Source organism: Pelosinus sp. UFO1 (assembly GCF_000725345.1).
In the GTDB taxonomy this organism is placed as follows: Bacteria; Bacillota; Negativicutes; order DSM-13327; family DSM-13327; genus Pelosinus.
Genome location: NZ_CP008852.1, coordinates 3,735,955 through 3,753,150 on the forward strand (window position 1 = coordinate 3,735,955; position 17,196 = coordinate 3,753,150).

A 17,196-nucleotide genomic window follows, 5' to 3' on the forward strand; every position below is an offset into this window, starting at 1 on the left:
GTAAGACGTTACTTAGCCAGTCATTTATTTTGCTAGTAATATTTCCACGACTTCTTTAAGCGTATTTTCCTCGCCAACATTACCAGGGACTTTGGCGTAACGCTGGTTTTTTGGGTTGTACATGAGACAACATTTCCTATCAACGAGATGATGCCTTATTTCTACGGTACTATGCCAGTTATGACAAGCTGGGTGCTCAAATTTACCTTCGGTAATTTTTCTCATCTCGTGACATCAATTATATAATCATAAGCTTTTCCTCGAAAAATAGTATCCAATATTTCTATTCTATTTACATAGAGAAATACACAGACAGGATTTTTTCCTGGCCGGTTGCATATTTTACAATCCATGGGTATAATATAAGAAAAGGACTGACGTGCTCGACACACGCCAGCCCAGCAGGTTGCCTAACCGAAGGGTTAGCCCTAAATTACGGAGTTAAAGAATAACCGCCGCTATTGAGCCAGGGGCGGTTATTTCTTTTTTACGACTAAAACCATGAGCGTGGCAAATGCAATAGCAAATGTCAGGGCTTCATAAATAGTCATAAAACCACCCCCTTTCTAAAAGGGTATGGCTAACCGCTCCCAAGACAACCTGTTACGCTCATTATAACATAATTTACCATATAAGAAGATAGAAAATATGTTTTCTATCTTCCTATATAATTCAAAACTCCTGCAAGGCTAGGCTGCTTTGCAGGAGTTTGTTTGTCGTATATCTTGACTTGAATCCATATCTTATTGTGTATAGTGCTTTTTTTTGATCAGCTCTTCTTCGGAGTCTACAATGTTCTTTTATCGTTCATTTCTGTACCGGGATTATTATTCCCTCCTGCTGGTAACGCTTATAAATTCTCTTGATGAATTCGTGGCGAACAAGGTGTTGGTCCGTTACGGTCTTTACCCGCATGATAACATTGAAGTTAATACTGGAACCGGCGAAACTGCCATACCGAACAAAGGGTTCAAAATTTTCGACGCCTCCCTCAGTTTCTTGGAGAATTTCTTTTGCAACCGCAGCAGTAACTTCTTCCACATGATCTAAATCACTTTCATAACTGACTCCTATGGGGATGGAGATAGAACATTCAGCAAAGGGCTGGGCATAATTGGTGATTATAGCTGAGGCAATTGTTTTGTTGGGTACGACCGCCATGTTCTCAGTAGGAGTTTTTATTGTGGTATTGCGCCAGTTCATGTCCACTACATGCCCCTCTTCGCCGGTGGACAGTTTAACGAAGTCACCCATCTTGATTTGTTTGGATACCAGAATGTTGATGCCGGAAAATAAATTCGCCAACGTGTCCTGCAGTGCCAAAGCTGTAGCCAAACCACCAACACCCAAAGCAGTGATCAACGGAGATATCGAAACTCCAAAAGATTCAAGCAAAATCAATATGCCGATGGCATAAACAGTCAAATCGATTGCCGTGACTATGATCGAAGTGGAAGCGAAGTTTTTGGATGTTTTCCCGAGCTTATGTTTAAGATAGCCGGAACCCAAATGGGCAACCATGAGGGTCAGGGACAAAATGACAATAGAATGGAACAAATTTTGGACAAAAAGTAGCGGTCTCGGCGGAATTGTTAGGATTTCCATGACAGCATAAAGGCCAATGAGAATGCCCAGCAAGGTAGGTATTCCCCGAAATGTTTGCTGCAGCAAGGGATAAGAAATTTTTGTTTTATTTGCGATTATTTTGAGCAATTTAGAAAATACCAACCGTAGTATGATGATGCCTAACGCTAAACTAATGAAGAAAATTACCAAATGCATTTTGAAGCCACCATTTATAATTCTATTTCCTATTTCAGTAAAAAATTCGAACATTGTTTCCTCCCATAATATAGAAAGTTTATTTTACATAATATATATTATTCGTTAAGCACCCCTTTTTCCCCTGCCATTGTATGTTCTCATTATCTGGGAATATAAACATATTATGTTTACTAAGTACAGACACAACTATATATTACAGAGACTCACAGAATTTATTTCACAAGAATTATACATGAAAATTATGTCAAATTCATGACAATTAAAAACCTTGATACCCGAAGGAGCGGTTCATAGTAATCGGTATGACCATTGAATCTAGCGAAGGGTTTATTACTATTACATAATTAATCCAATTCCAACAAGACAAGCCTGCCCTCCCCAAAAGCATCCCCATAAAATACGAAATCCTGCAAAGCTAAGTTGCTTTGCAGGAGTAGAACAGATAAGCGTGGAGAGGCCGATTCATGAAAGTTCAAAAATCTTTGTTGCGACATTTTGGCAAAATTCAGTGTCATGTTCCACAAATAGAATCGTTGGTGAGTATTCAAGCAGTAATTCTTCTATTTGCATGCGAGAGATAACATCTATAAAATTAAGTGGCTCATCCCAGATATACAAATGAGCTTTCTCACAAAGGCTTTTTGCAATCAGCACTTTTTTCTTTTGCCCACCGCTAAAATCACACATATCTTTTTCAAATTGAATTCTTGAAAAATCAAGTTTTCTTAAAATAGCCTTAAAAAGACTTTCATCAATATCATTCTCTGTGGCATAGTCGGTTAAGTTGCCCCTAAGATAAGAGGTATCCTGTGAAACATAGGATATTTTCAGCTGACTTGCTTTTCTGAAAGTGCCTGTATAGGTGATGTTTTCTCCACAAATCAGCTTAATAAGGCTTGACTTTCCTGAGCCGTTTTTACCGTAAAGCGCTACCCTATCCCCCTGTTCAATGGTGAAACTTACGCTCTCACAAGCTGTCTTCTTGCCATAGAATATAGATACATTTTCAAGTTCTACAAGGCGGTCTGCATGAAAGTTAATTTGGGAAATTTTCAACCTCTCAGAGCTTTCCATATTTTTGAGAAGCTTAGACTTGTCATCAATCGCTGCTTGTTGTCTTGATTCGATTGCCTTAGAACGTTTCATCATCTTTGCGGACTTGTGACCTATATAACCTGTATCTGGTCTTAAACCTGAATCCCTTGTACCCAACTTTGTTTTTTCCACTTTATCCGACCAATCAGATGTACGTTTTGCAGCGGATGACAAACGTATAATATCTTTTCGGAGTTTTTCATTTTCTGCAAACTCAAAGTTGTCCTGCATTTTTTTGTTTTCCCACCAAGATGAAAAGTTCCCTTTTTGAATTTCAATATTTGTTTTGTTAATTGAAAGGATGTGGTCAACACAATTATCAAGAAATGCTCTGTCGTGGGATACCAAAATAAAGCCACGCTTAGAGCTGAGATAGTCACTGACAATTTTTCTTGCATTCATATCAAGATGGTTCGTCGGCTCATCAATCAGCAAGAAGCTATTTTCTTTAAGGAACAAAGTAGCAAGCAATACCTTTGTTTGCTCCCCATTTGAAAGTGTATCAAAAGGGCGATATAAAACGTCCTCAGAAACTTGTAGCAGTGAAAGCTCACGCATAACCTTCCAAAGAAGGTAGTCTGGATAGATGTTGTCAATTACATCAATGGTGTTGTTTTCTGTGTTAGTTACCTCAAAAGGAAAATATTCGAAGTTTACTTTTGTCGAAATCGTACCGCTGTATTCATATTTACCAAGCAACAAGTTGAGAAATGAAGTTTTGCCTCTACCATTTCTTCCTGTGAAGCCTAATTTCCAATCTGTATCGATTTGAAAACTCACGTTTTCAAATATGTTATCATAACTGCCGTCATAACCAAAGGTCAGATTTGTAACGCTTATTAAAGACATAATTATCCTCCTGTATAAAAATTACAAAGCTGCAAGAAAGTCAATTCTTGCAGCTCATAAATACAGCAAAGCCAAGCCCAATAATTGGGCATGACGAGAATATATTCTTGAGTGAAAAGAATTATAACTTTCTTGCATAAGCACAACAAATCAAGCAGCATTTTCCGCTCCCATCATTTTATTATGCTTTATAATAGCAAGAAAAATTACATCTCTTCCACTCCAATCACTTTATTTGCGATCATTATATCATACTGCTTTTCAAAATTCAACAAACGTAAACGCTCCATCTCCGTGTATCACTCTATTAGTACTAACTGCATAACATATTATGTAAAAATTTTACAAAATAGAGGAGGGTTGTATGTGGGATTCTATATTAAAGTAGAACCAGGCGTAAGAATTTATGTAGAAGACCTTAACCCTGAGGGCGAGAAAACAATTGTTTTTATACACGGTTGGCCGGCAAATCATAAGATGTTTGAATATCAGTTCGATCAATTACCTAAGATGGGATATCGCTGTATAGGAATTGATTCTCGAGGGTTCGGTAATTCCGATAAGCCTTGGAGAGGATATGACTACGATACGTCGGCGGACGATATTCGCTGTGTGGTTCAAGCACTCGATTTGCAAGATTTCACCCTAGGAGGTCATTCCACGGGAGGAGCGATTGCTGTTCGTTACATGGCTCGCCACAAGGGATATGGGGTATCCAAGCTTGCCCTTTTTGCAGCTGCAGCTCCCAGTCTTATTCAGCGTCCATATTTTCCTCATGGTCTAAAAAAAGATGATGTGATTAAAATCATTCAAGGAACAAATAATGACCGTCCAGAAATGTTACGGGGATTTGGAGACATGTTTTTCTTCCAGCATGTAACTCAGGCCTTCTCAGATTGGTTCTTCCAAATGGGCCTTCAGGCGGCAGGTTGGTCCACCGCAGCAGTTGCAGCCTCTTGGATAAAGGAAGAACTATTTTCCGATCTTGGAGAAATACAAGTTCCCACTTTAATTCTTCATGGCATTCATGATAAAGTTTGTTTGTTCCCATTGGCTATTGCACAGAATGAAGGAATTAGAAACTCCAAGCTTGTTCCCTTTAAATACAGCGGTCACGGATTATTCTATGACGAGCGCGATAAATTCAATAAAGAATTAGTGCAATTTATTGAGGAATAACGTTCTCATCAGCTAATATTTGACTCAAGCTTACATCATAAAACAACATACTAATACCCTCGCTGACTAGCGAGGGTATTAGTATGTGTAATCATAAAAACAATCATAGGGACGTCAGAGCGTGTGAAAAGTGACCTCACCTTTCACAATATTGTACTACAACGTCTTTCAAAGCAACCAATATAATCAAATCTCCTCAATAGTTGCTACCGTAATTACTTTCGTAGCTTTTTGGCGAGTTTGAATAATCAATTCTGCATTAGGTGCATCCGTAGAGTTAATTTTACTTAATGCTTCTTCAACAGAACGACCCGTAAGTACATGCCGACTAATAAGACGCTCTTTTGTCGTAGTGAGCGGCGTCTCAATAAACCAGCTTTCATTAAACAAGTCCCCAAGTTCACTCCAAGGGTAAGTATCTAATAGTAAGTAATTACCTTCAACAATGATAATTTTATGTTTATTCTCAATTACTATTGAACGTTCAACTGGATTATGAAGACGTCTATCATAAGATGGACAATATATTTTCTCTTGTTTTTCGGATGCTATTTCCTTTATCAACATTACGAATCTCTGAGAATCAAATGTTTGAGGTATTCCTTTTAGTGGTAGTAAGTCTTTTTCCAATAATATGTCATTGTGATAATGATACCCATCCATTGGGATCACGATTGCGATCTCTTCTTGTAAGACTTCATTCGTATTTTTCATTAACAAATTTGCCAACGTGCTTTTCCCTGCGCCTGGAACCCCTGTAATAGCTAGCAAAAATCGTTTATTTTGACTGTTAGCATACGTTTTTATTAGTAGATTTGTTAGCATCGTCAAATCCGCATTATTAATAAATTCCACTCTATGGGCCCCTCCTCTTACATTCACGGGCACGCTTCTTTTGAGTCGCTCCCATCATGTAATCAATTATAAGCTTTTTGAAAACAGTATCATATGTTTTTATTCTATTTACTATTATAATGCAAAACTCCTGCAAAGCTAGGTTACCTTGCAGTGAGAATCACAGGGACGGTTCTTTCAATTGGACTTCAATCTCTTGGTTCATGTCATAAATGTATGCGATTATGTCTATTAATTTTGGGGGAATATTTTACTTAGCGCAATATTTTTTTCGCCACCTATTATTACAGAATATAATTCTGTAAACTTTATTTTTTTCAGAACAATATTCTCTATATCGACCATTATGTAGAATTATATTGTTTACATTAGACTATTGATAGAATTATAATTATCTTGAGGTGAAGATATTGGACAATATAGATAAAAAAATTCTTTGTTTACTACAAAATAATGCACGAATCTCGAATGCAGATATAGCTCGCGAAGTGAAGCTTGCTCCTTCAGTTACTTTAACTCGTATCCGCAAACTAGAGGAAAAGGGAGTTATCGCAGGTTATGAAGCTAAGCTAAACCCCCACGAAATCGGCTTGGATATGCTTGCATTTGTCTTAATTAAAGTATCAGGAGACAAAGATATTGAAGGTTTATTAGTTGATATTCCAGGTGTCCAGGAAGTTCATAATGTTGCTGGTGACGATTGTTACCTTATCAAGATCAGGACTCGTAACACAGAATCCCTGAGCTTATTACTAAAAGAAAAAGTTCGCGGAGAGTCAATATCAACAAAGACAATCATTGTTCTAAATACACTCAAAGAAACTACACAACTACTATTTTAATTTAAACTATTATTGAAAATGGAGGTTTTGAAAATGAATATGTCAAATCGTATCTCATATCCTATTGTGTTGGCCTTACTAGCAGTTTATTTTCCCTGGGGCGGAACTTATTTAGCGATGAAATTTGCAGTCGAAACCTTACCTCCGTTTTTATTGGCAGGTATTCGTTTTTTAATTGCTGGCGCTTTAATGTACCTGTGGGAAGCTTCGAGAGGAACGAAAAATCCCGAAAAAATTCATTGGCGCAATGCCACGATAATTGGAGGGCTAATGCTTTTAGGTGGTAACTCCTTAGTAGTTTACGCTGAACAAATGGTTTCATCAGGAATTGCAGCGATAATCATTGCTACCGTACCTTTATGGATGACCTTATTCGCTTGGTTATGGCAAGGGGGCACAAAACCTAATAGTTATGTGGTATTCGGTTTATTATTGGGTTTCTTAGGCCAAATATTACTTGTTAGCAATTCTTTTCAGTCTATTAGCTACAATCCCTCACAAACTTCTGGATATCTAATCTTAACATTTGCATCATTATTCTGGGCAGTAGGTTCTTTATATTCACGTAAAGCACAATTGCCAAACTCTGCGATAATGTCGATAGCCATTCAAAATTTAATGGGTGGATTGCTTTGCCTAATCGTTGGAATCTCATTGGGTGAATTAAGTCAATTACATATTGAACACGTATCAACTCGTTCGATACTGTCATTAGCGTACTTAATTTTTTTCGGGTCTATTATTGGGTTTAGTGCTTATATCTGGGTTCTTAAGAAAGCGGAGCCAACTATTGTTTCAACTTACGCTTATGTCAACCCTGTAGTTGCCGTCTTTCTGGGTTGGATATTTGCAAATGAGCAATTAAACTCTACAGATGCTATCGCAGCGTTTATTATATTAGTATCTGTGCTATTAATTACCAGAAATTCTACTCCCAAAAAGATAGATACTCCTCTTAAAAAGGGATCAAATACTTGCTCACTTTCAGGACTAGATGGGGAAGGAATATAGAAACAGCGAAGGTGCATAATACTAACCTTTCTTTTGTGCCATCCAATACAAGAACTCCTGAAAAGCTAGGCTGCTTTCCAGGAGTTTGTCGCTATTATATTACTTTGAAAATACGATCTATATATCCAACTCATATAATGATACTGTTCTTCCTTCAATACTGGATGGGGATTCACCTAAATAACAGGCCCCTAATTTGTCGTAAAAACCTTTGGCATTTGGATCGGAAAAAATCTTAACTTTATTAATATTTATTTCACTACATTTTAGTTTGAGAACAGCTACTAATTTTGTCCCAATACTTTTTCCTATGTGCTCTGGCAAAATAAAAATATGCTCCAGCCAAAATCCCTTACTAACGAATACCTTACCTGCCCAAAAGTCGTTCTTTATTTCTACTAGAGAGAAATAACCTACAATTCGCTCATTCGCCTCCGCTACGTAAACTCTGTTATTTTTTATATAGGCAGGTGTTATGGTTAATTCCTCTTTCCAGCTATCAAAATATTGATCAGGATAATTCCAATGCCGCTTTGCTGCAAAAGATATCTGTGTCAAAATCTCGCTATCACTTACCATTGCTTCCCGAATGAAGATTTTCATTAACTCTCCTCCATATAATGAATCCAAGCAATCTATTCGTTGATGATCAAGCCAAATAGTTTTGAGAAGCCAACTGCTTGTTGTGGAGAAACGATACACCCTTGCACATCCTCTATGGTAACACCAATCTGTCTAAACTCACAGCTGCTTAAATCAATGCCTGCTAATTTAGTACCCGACAATTGAATCTGTTCCAAGCTTGAATTAGAAAAATACACCTTGAGTAGTGTGGATCTATAAAAATCGGCATTGGCTAATGAACTGTTATGAAACTTCACTTGTTTGCAATTTACATTACGAAAGTTAGCATAATCCCCATAGCAGTTGTCAAATAACACATTGCGCAATGTTGCTCCCATTAAATTTATTCCTACAATTTTACAATTTCGCATTTCGACTTGATGCATAATGGCTTCACTAAAGTCTACATTTGATAAATCACACTTTTCAAAAATAACATCAGTACATTCTAATCCGCTAAAATCAACTTTTTTTAAAATTACATTCTTAAATATGACCTTATCAAAAAACACATGCGCTGCCATTTCATTTTCAATTATACAATTACTGATTATTCCCATTTCGAAATAGTCTTCATTACAAATCTTTCTATCTGGAAATATAACTTCGGCTAATTCTTTCGGGATATCGGGTGATAAAATCTTAGAGTTTGTTTGTAGCTTCTTAATCCGACTAACCTCCTTAGTTTAGGTTATTAAATTCCATCTTTTATTATGATCTTTCTAAATAGCACTATAAAGGACGAAGGCTGATACAATGCATCACAGTGACGGTTCTAGCGAGTCATAAACTTTTTGTATTTGCCTTCCAAAATCATGTCAATATGTGGAATATCATCATCTAAATAGACCTCCGATACGGCTTTGAAACCAAAAGAAGCATAAAAAGTCTGCAGATAAGCTTGTGCCTGGATTTTAATAACTTTTTCGTGCAATTGGGTTTGCATAAAATAAAGCGCTCTTTTAATTAATTCCTGGGCAATACCTTGATTTCTATATTCTTTTTGAACAAATACTCGCCCAAAAGAAGCTTGGGGATACACCAACCCACAGGAAAAAATCCTTAAATACGCAACAATTTCTTCGTCTTCTTCTTTAAACAGATGATATGCCACCTTATCTTTTCCATCAAGTTCAGAATAAAAACATTTTTGTTCTATAACGAAAACACTCATTCTTGCTTGTAAAATTTTGTATAACTCATCAATCGAAAGATCTTCAAATCTTTTTAAATTCCAGCTCATATAGCTACTCCTATTTCCTCACATTGAAAAAGCTTGTCTCATATTTCATTTCTTTTTATTTACCATTAGAATACAAAACTCCTGCAAAGCTAAGCTTGCAGGAGGCTATCGTTACATATTGTTTTAGACACTTCTTATTTAGAGTCTACAAGCGCTTATAGGTTTTCTTTTAGAAATGTTTCGATATTTTTCAATACTTTTTCGCTGAGGCGGTCAAAAGCCTGACTAGTAAGGCCGGATGACTTGTTCATGCAATTTACGTGGGGGCTGGCAAGAAGTCTGCCGGTATTATCCCCAAGAGCGGCTGCAGTATCACAGAAAAATTCGTTATCACCGTGTTCAAGCCATTTGGTAAGGGCAGGGATATCGTGGGACGGGCCGATAGAGGTGTTGAACATTATTTTGTGATTGCCAAGCCATTCAAATTGTTCATCATGGAATAAGATGACGTTCTTATTCAGGCAACTGCAAACAACATCAACTGTATTCAGCAGTTCTTTTAACGGTCGGTATTTGATATTTTTTGCTTCCTGATCTGGCCTGCGGGTACGGCTGAAATAATATAAATCAGCTCCTAATGATTGAAGGCCGGTGGCAATCAGCTGACCAGAAGTTCCTAGGCCAACTATACCGACTTTTAAATCAGTAAGCTCTACCGGCATCTCCTGCCACTGTTTATCGCCGAAACCGTGAAGATAGCGGATAAGCTCGCTGGCTATGTATTCGACAACGCCCTGGTCACCGTAATCGCGAACGCCGTACACTGTGATATCTCTGGTACGGGCAGTGAGAATATCAACATTGGCACTTGCTTCGGAATATAGGCTGCAACACATTCCGATATAACGGATATTGGGGCAGGCATCAAATACGCTCTTTTCTATACGGCTGGTATAACTGACCAGTACGGCATCAGCATCGCCAATTCGATGGATTATTTCCGCATCGTCCTTTGGAACATCATCAAACAACACTACTTCTTTTGCATAATTATGGAGTTTCTGCTTCGCTGATGGAATCAGATTTACCGGTTCTATGGCAACTAATTTTTTAAACATAATACCTCCTAAAATACAATCAGCGCTACGGCATTTTGTAAAACTTCTATTACACTCCAGGGGGTGATAGCGCTGGTACGAGAATAGATGTTGAGATCAGCACATACTTGTTCGCTTCTATCTCAATTTTGAATTCATCGCCTTTGAATCCTGCCACAGCTGACGAGGACGGTTCTGCTAGTCTAATCATTTTTTTGTGTTTCGTGCGAACAATATATCATAAGCTTTTTCTTTCAAAGAACAGTCCATATTTCTATTCTATTTACCATTAAAATAGAAAACTCCTGCAAGGAAGGACTTTCTTTGCAAGAGTTTGTCTTTATCATTGGATATTTGACGCAGCGGTAACAACTCTATCAAGATAGGGTGCTGTCAATTGATGAAACACGCTTGTTTCTATTAGTATTTTAATTGCCAATTAATCGCCAATAATCGCCAACTAATCGCCAACTTCATTTAATTTATAGTGGCTGCTACGCCCTTTTCCATAGTTCTTTAAAACACCTTTTTCCATTAAATCTTTAAACGTAACACGAGCAGATTCATCTGATTGTCCAGTTATCTGGCGATAATCTTTATTGGTGATTTTACCGTTTTCCTTAACAAAAACAATTACTTTTTTTTGCTGCTCCGTTAATTCTACTTCAAGTATCCGTTTTTCTTGAAAGAGACCTTTATGTAAAGTAATTGCAAATCGCGTGGATGAAGCTTCAAATTCAGGTTCAAGCAATCCCTGATCACGAAAAGCCGTTCGGAGCCGCGTTATGCCAGTACCCCACTTTTCGATAAGATTGGCGTAATAAACCACTTGAGCAAGCAAAGGATTTCGTGGTACAGATGGATGTTCATCTTTCTTTAAATCTTCAATCGTCAGCCCTTCTGGTAAGCCACCAGGATTAGTAATAACTACGCGGTCATCAAATACACGAATATGAATGTTTTCCATACTCATATAATCTCTATGTACCAAGGCATTCATCACCGCTTCACGCAAACCATCAATCGGATAATCCCAGATTTCTCGTCGTTGAACCGTTGCTAAACCAGCAGTCTTTTGGATTTCTTTTGGTATCTCATAGCGCACCTGAATATATTGCATTAATTGTTTCATAACACTGTCAACTTGCTGCCACAAATTACCGTCTACTATTTTATCATCAACCATCGTTACAGCATCTTTAAATCTCCCGATACGTACCTGCGTATTCGGAAAATATAACTGCGGATTTATGGTGAATAAGAAAACTGCTGCCCGGGTTAGCTTACCGTCCACAATTAACCTTAATTTCTCCAACATATTTCTTGTTTCTTCTGTAGTTGAAATCGAAGGCAGACGATTTCGAGCCAACTTCACAAACGTTTCTATCGCATTATCATCAATATCTGTTTTATATTCACCAATTAAAGAATCCCAAGATGTTCCCAGACGTTCTAGTAAAAAATTCCCCAGATCACTTGGTAAAATTTCACGAGAGCTATTACCAACGCGACGATAGTAACGTCCTAGAAATGGCATGGGAATCGGAGCTACTGGCATCTTAATCAAGAGGATTTCGCTCTCTTCAGATGCCGTGATACGTTGGATCTCCTGCGGGTGAATCCTAAGTACATCATGAATTTTACCAACAATTTGCTCTAACTCTCTATCCGATACTTTCCATCTTCCTAGCTGATGATCATCTGTCACTCCAACAAGAAGTAATCCACCTCTGGTATTTGCAAATGCGGACAACGCTTTTAAACCACTGTTATCTTCCCACTTCTCTTTGAACTCAACGGTTTCGCTTTCACGCATCTGCAAAAAATCCTGGATATTCTGCGCCTCAACCATATGATAGCTTTCTTGCGGCATAATACTCTCCTTTCTCGCTATTAGTATAAGTCCAAATTATGCTATCATTCATCACATAGAAAATCTTATCAATATTTTTTGTCAATTCAAGCATCTTTATTATGTACTAGTAAGCTAACTTACATCATATAGCAACCTCATTATTTTAGAAGTAAGCGTCAAATCCTTTTGGTAAACCTTGATTACACTATCTCCCCCATAGAGACGGCGCGAGTTTATTTACAAAAAAGATAACTCCTATCAGTTAAATAAACTGATAGGAGCTCATCGTGTATTTTTTTCTTTTTTATTTGAGTTCCGGCCAGTAGTCTTTGTTGGCTTTAATGAGATCATCAAGAATAAGCTTTGCGACCTTGGCACTTGGTACTGTCTTGGACATTGTCAGTGCCTGCCAGAGTTTTAGGTATGAGCCTTCTGCCCACGCTTCAACAACAAGTTTTTCTACTGATACCTGCTGCTGCATAAGACCTTTCTGAAACTGCGGAATTTTGCCAACTGTCAAAGGTTCCGGCCCTTTGCAGCCTACGATACAAGGGATTTCCACCATAGCTGTCGGGTCAAAGTTAGAAATAGCACCGTTGTTTTCAACAATCAGTAGCATTCTTTCCTTTGTGTTATAGGCAATAGCTCTTGCAAGGTCTACGATGTAAGAAGCATGTTCATCCACTTCAAAGTCGCATTCCTTGGCTGTGCCTGCTGCTGCAATGCGGCGACATTCGCCGAATACGGTCTTTTCACGGCCATCCATGACTTCGTTGGCTCTTGTATATTCGCGGTTGGAATGTTCCACAACTTCGTCCTGGCAGAGATAATATTTGAGGTATGTGTTAGGCAATGTACTAGGATCAAGTTGATAAAATTCTTTGACCGTGTCGTAAGTAACCGTCCAGCTTGTATCTGCCTTGAATTCCGGTATATCAAGATTGTAGCCTTTTTTGCCAACATATTCACGAATTTTCGGCATAAGGTCGTTGCCATGATGATCCATAATACTCGTCCACCAGCCGAAATGATTCAGCCCATAATATCTGATTTCCATTTCCTTACGGGATTTGAGTCCAGAAATGGCTGCCATGCGACGTTCAATGCCAATCGGCATATCACAGATATTCAGAATCTTAGCATTTGGTCTGAGTTTACGTGTTGCTTCAGCTACAATCGCTGCTGGATTGGAATAGTTGAGCATCCATGCATCCGGCGAATATTTTTCCATATAATCAATAATTTCAATGATCCCGCCGATAGAACGCATGCCATAAGAAATTCCTCCAGGACCGCAGGTTTCCTGACCAAGTACATTGTACTTAAGCGGAATCTTTTCATCGAGTTCACGCATTGCATATTTTCCGACGCGGATATGTGCCATGATGAAATCGATATCTGTGAACGCTTCCTTCGGATCTGTGGTTGCTTCAAATTCAATATCCGGTGCTTTTTCGCGCAGAATTATTTCACAAGCCTTTGCTACGACTTCCTGACGCTTTGCATCATTATCATAGAATTTCAATTTGCGAATTGGAAATCTATCCAAATTAGCCAAAAGCATCATTACAATCCCCGGCGTAAATGTACTGCCGCCGCCTGCTACTACTACTGAAAATTTCTTACTCATAATAGATTCCTCCCCCAAATCTTTTTCAATCTATATTCTCATTTATTTATCATCATTCTTGCCTTGCACTTTTCTAAATTTATCGTTATCTTGCCATTTTGCACGGAAGCCGTATAGCTGTCGTCTAAAGCATCTGTAAATACCGTGCCATCGGCGTATTGCGGTACATCAAGTGTTATTTCTGTCGCATTGCCTCTATTCATGGCAACTACAGCATTTTCACCAGCGCAAGAACGACCGTATACATACAGATCCCCCTCAGCTTTCAGCGTAGATATATCACCGTAAGCAAAAAGCTTTTTGTTATCATTTCTTACCTTGATCACCTTCTTATAATACTTGAGCAAATCTTGGTCTTCATGTCCCCACGGATATGCTCTGCGGCAGTCAGGGTCCGCACTACCATACAGGCCGGCTTCGTCGCCATAATAGATTGTTGGCATTCCAGGATACCCCATCAAGAAGGTCGCTGCCAGCTTGAGTTTTGCCTTGCCTTCATCATAGTTGAAATCTTTCAAAGAAGCCTGGGTCACACTATCTTTTCCACCGCCAAATTTGAAAATGGCACGGACTACATCATGTGAATCCACGATATTCATCAAATCGTACAGAGCTTCTTTCGGATAGTTCTGCTGCAAGGTCTTGAGTTCAACATCAGCTGCCGCAGCATCCCCCTTATTCAAGAAAAGATCACCTACAGCAAAGCTGAGCTTATAATTCATGACCGAATCAAACTGGTCGCCGGTAAGGAACTGCGAGCCATCCTGCCAGATTTCACCAAGCAATAATGGTTCATCGCCTTGCCTGGTCTTTAGTGTCTTCACCTTATCCCTCACTGCTGCCCAAAATTCTGCCGGAACTTCTTTTGCCACATCAATCCGCCAGCCGGATAAACCTTTTTTGAACCAGCTTGTGATTACGGCATTATCATCATAGATAAGATAGTTATCAAGATCGATATTATTTAGCTGACTTGGCGCATCTTTAACCGGTGAAGTAGCCGTTGGCGGGAAATCCTTGAACGGTACGAGGTTCGAATAGCCCTGCCAAGAATGGTAGTTATATTTGGTTCCCATTTCATCAGCCGCTTTTTCATTATAGATATCAAACCAATTCTGCCAATTATATGGACTGAACACTTGACCTTCTGCTAGCAAAGACTTTTTAGCAGCCTCTTCGGCTTTATCTTGCTTCATATGTTTGGTATTCATCAAATCGTAAACTCGTGACCAGTATTCATAAGCACCCACAGTTTTGTATTTGCTATAACGGTCGAAATAGATTGAATCATCACCGACATGGTTGAACACGCCATCCATGATCAAATGCATACCACGTTTATCCATTTCCTTCACCAACGTATCAAAATCTTTTTGTGTGCCGAGGAATGGATCAATATTTTCATAGTTTACAGCATCATAACGATGGTTGGATGCTGCTTCCATGATTGGGTTCACATAGATAGCTGTTATGCCTAGATCCTGCAAATAGTCTAGTTTTTTCGTAATGCCAGCGAGATCGCCGCCGAAGAAATCATTGCTTTCATATTGATCGCTGTCAAGCTCTGGTGTCCTCGCATGATTGGTCGGCAGCTGAATCCAGCTCTTATGCTGGATTGGCTGCAAACCACGAGCTGTCGATTTCGCATTGTCATTGCTTGTATCACCATTATAAAAACGATCTGGAAAGATTTGATAGGTAACGGCTTCTTTCGCCCAATTTGGCGTCTTATAATCAGCCCGATAAACGGTAAGCTGAAATGGTTTAGCATCCCGCAAGGTTACCATACCCGTTTGCCCTGGTTTCGCATCATCACCGTATTCTTTTATTCCATTGATGATAAATTTATAGCCATAAATACCGTTTTCATTGATCTGAATTTTTTTTGACCAAACATCTTTGTCATTTTTATTGCCAGTAAAATCAAGATCATATACCGTTGTTGTACCAGCACTGTAGTCGATATTGTATTCATCGCCGCCTTTTGCTACAATTTTTGATTTGAGCAAAACGAGCTGTGCATTTTTGATATCGCCTTTTTGACCGCTGATCGAAAGATTCACGCTGTCGCCGGCTTTGATGGCTTCAAACGGCTGGCGGCTCGAAAGCTCCCAGGTATTATGATAAAGCTTATCTTCATGGATACTGCCATCATCGACGATCAACTTATCAGCCTTACTGTCAAAATAGATCGCTACCTTGCCATCTTTGTTTAAGGTAATTGACTGAGCCGCAATCTGCTTACCTTTCTGCATGATTGCTACATTATAAGTACCGGCTTTAGCGTCAATACTTGTTGCATAAAATCCATCAAGTATTGTATCACGCATGATGAAGTCACCTTTAGCAGTTTTCGCAAAATCACCACTAACCGTTGGCAATTCCTTATCTGACAGCAATTTATAGCTGCTGCTGTCTTTGATTTTATGGGTTGTGTCATTATAATAGAATGTCACCGCTTGCGGTTTCACCAATGTTAACTGCAAATTAGCCCCGTCGGCATTGCCACCTAAACCATAGTTTTCATTCCAACTTCCATTGACAGCAATTTTGTAACTATAAGACCCCGCTGGCAGATTGGCTGTATAGCTATAAAATCCATGGCCTAGATCTGTCATCTGCGTTTTCATATCCGATGGATCCCAATCTTTCATTGCGCCGAGTTGACGCTGCAGATTACCAGCAATCATTATTTTGCGCTCTTGCACAGCTGCCGCTACAGTTTCTTTTATCGCTGCTTCCTGCTCTGCTGCCATCCCCTCATAAGTATACGTAGCAAGATGGGTAGCCGCATCATAATCAAACGTCACTTCATGCGCGGCTTTGAGGTGCATGGCGATATTTGCTCCATTCAGCTGACCTTTGTCGCCGTAATTTTCATTCCAACTGCCGCCAACTGCAATCTTAAACTCATAATTTCCTGCGGGGAGCTTGCCTTTGAGCTGATATTTCCCGTTGCCAAGATCTTTCATCATCGTTTTGTGGTCACTCGGATCCCATTCCTTACTACCACCTAACTCGTCTTGCAAACTGCCGGTAAGGATAACCACTTGCCCAACTGCCTGCGCTGCTTCTGCTCTTGCTATAAAGGTCGTTGCCGTTGCAGCCGGTGCCAGCAGCGGAGCCGCAAACATGCCAAATGAACCTGCTAATACAACAGCACGCACTAGATTTTTTTTATGTATCATGGA

At 39.0% G+C, this 17,196-nt stretch carries 14 protein-coding genes; 3 read left to right on the plus strand and 11 right to left on the minus strand.

What is annotated here, in order from left to right:
• Positions 1-24: 24 nt before the first annotated feature.
• From UFO1_RS24990 to UFO1_RS17755, 3 genes are all read right to left on the minus strand, one after another.
• Positions 25-225, minus strand: coding sequence for a hypothetical protein (locus UFO1_RS24990; protein WP_144390898.1), 201 nt, complete (start codon positions 223-225; stop codon positions 25-27).
• Between the two features lie 582 nt (positions 226-807).
• Positions 808-1,836 carry a mechanosensitive ion channel family protein gene (locus UFO1_RS17750; protein ID WP_236639239.1) on the minus strand — a complete coding sequence of 343 codons (1,029 nt, stop codon included), beginning with the start codon at positions 1,834-1,836 and terminating at the stop codon, positions 808-810.
• 411 nt (positions 1,837-2,247) lie between these two features.
• Positions 2,248-3,729 (minus strand): Lsa family ABC-F type ribosomal protection protein, encoded by a 1,482-nt coding sequence (locus UFO1_RS17755; protein ID WP_038673029.1) that lies wholly within the window; start codon positions 3,727-3,729, stop codon positions 2,248-2,250.
• A 366-nt stretch (positions 3,730-4,095) separates the two neighbouring features.
• Between UFO1_RS17755 and UFO1_RS17760 the strand changes: the two genes are divergently transcribed.
• Positions 4,096-4,908: an alpha/beta fold hydrolase gene (locus UFO1_RS17760; protein WP_038673031.1), complete on the plus strand. Its 813-nt coding sequence runs from the start codon at positions 4,096-4,098 to the stop codon at positions 4,906-4,908.
• Positions 4,909-5,094: 186 nt separating this feature from the next.
• Here UFO1_RS17760 and UFO1_RS17765 read toward each other — a convergent pair whose 3' ends face one another.
• Complete coding sequence (locus tag UFO1_RS17765; protein WP_051788993.1) at positions 5,095-5,763, minus strand: AAA family ATPase; 669 nt, start codon at positions 5,761-5,763, stop codon at positions 5,095-5,097.
• 410 nt (positions 5,764-6,173) lie between these two features.
• Here UFO1_RS17765 and UFO1_RS17770 point away from each other — a divergent pair, with 410 nt between their 5' ends.
• Together UFO1_RS17770 and UFO1_RS17775 are read left to right on the plus strand one after the other, a co-directional pair.
• Positions 6,174-6,605, plus strand: a complete 432-nt coding sequence (locus UFO1_RS17770) for an Lrp/AsnC family transcriptional regulator (RefSeq protein WP_201771036.1) — start codon at positions 6,174-6,176, stop codon at positions 6,603-6,605.
• A gap of 33 nt (positions 6,606-6,638) precedes the next feature.
• A complete protein-coding gene (locus UFO1_RS17775) occupies positions 6,639-7,616 on the plus strand; it encodes an EamA family transporter (RefSeq protein WP_051788994.1) in 978 nt (325 codons plus the stop codon).
• Positions 7,617-7,733: 117 nt separating this feature from the next.
• Here the strand turns inward: UFO1_RS17775 and UFO1_RS17780 are convergent, their stop codons facing one another.
• The 7 genes from UFO1_RS17780 to UFO1_RS17810 form a co-directional block, all read right to left on the minus strand.
• Positions 7,734-8,219, minus strand: coding sequence for a GNAT family N-acetyltransferase (locus UFO1_RS17780; RefSeq protein ID WP_038673033.1), 486 nt, complete (start codon positions 8,217-8,219; stop codon positions 7,734-7,736).
• Between the two features lie 32 nt (positions 8,220-8,251).
• Entirely contained in the window at positions 8,252-8,800 is a 549-nt protein-coding gene (locus UFO1_RS17785; protein WP_173406228.1) for a pentapeptide repeat-containing protein, read from the minus strand.
• 215 nt (positions 8,801-9,015) lie between these two features.
• Positions 9,016-9,483 (minus strand): GNAT family N-acetyltransferase, encoded by a 468-nt coding sequence (locus UFO1_RS17790; protein WP_038673038.1) that lies wholly within the window; start codon positions 9,481-9,483, stop codon positions 9,016-9,018.
• A 155-nt stretch (positions 9,484-9,638) separates the two neighbouring features.
• A complete protein-coding gene (locus UFO1_RS17795; protein ID WP_038673040.1) occupies positions 9,639-10,541 on the minus strand; it encodes a D-isomer specific 2-hydroxyacid dehydrogenase family protein in 903 nt (300 codons plus the stop codon).
• Between the two features lie 439 nt (positions 10,542-10,980).
• On the minus strand, positions 10,981-12,393 hold the full coding sequence (locus UFO1_RS17800; protein ID WP_051788995.1) for an ATP-binding protein: 1,413 nt from the start codon (positions 12,391-12,393) through the stop codon (positions 10,981-10,983).
• Between the two features lie 286 nt (positions 12,394-12,679).
• Positions 12,680-14,008, minus strand: coding sequence for a 6-phospho-alpha-glucosidase (locus UFO1_RS17805; protein ID WP_236639441.1), 1,329 nt, complete (start codon positions 14,006-14,008; stop codon positions 12,680-12,682).
• A 35-nt stretch (positions 14,009-14,043) separates the two neighbouring features.
• The gene (locus UFO1_RS17810) at positions 14,044-17,193 is read right to left on the minus strand and encodes an alpha-amylase family glycosyl hydrolase (RefSeq protein WP_038673044.1); all 3,150 of its coding nucleotides are present in this window, start codon (positions 17,191-17,193) and stop codon (positions 14,044-14,046) included.
• Positions 17,194-17,196: the final 3 nt, after the last annotated feature.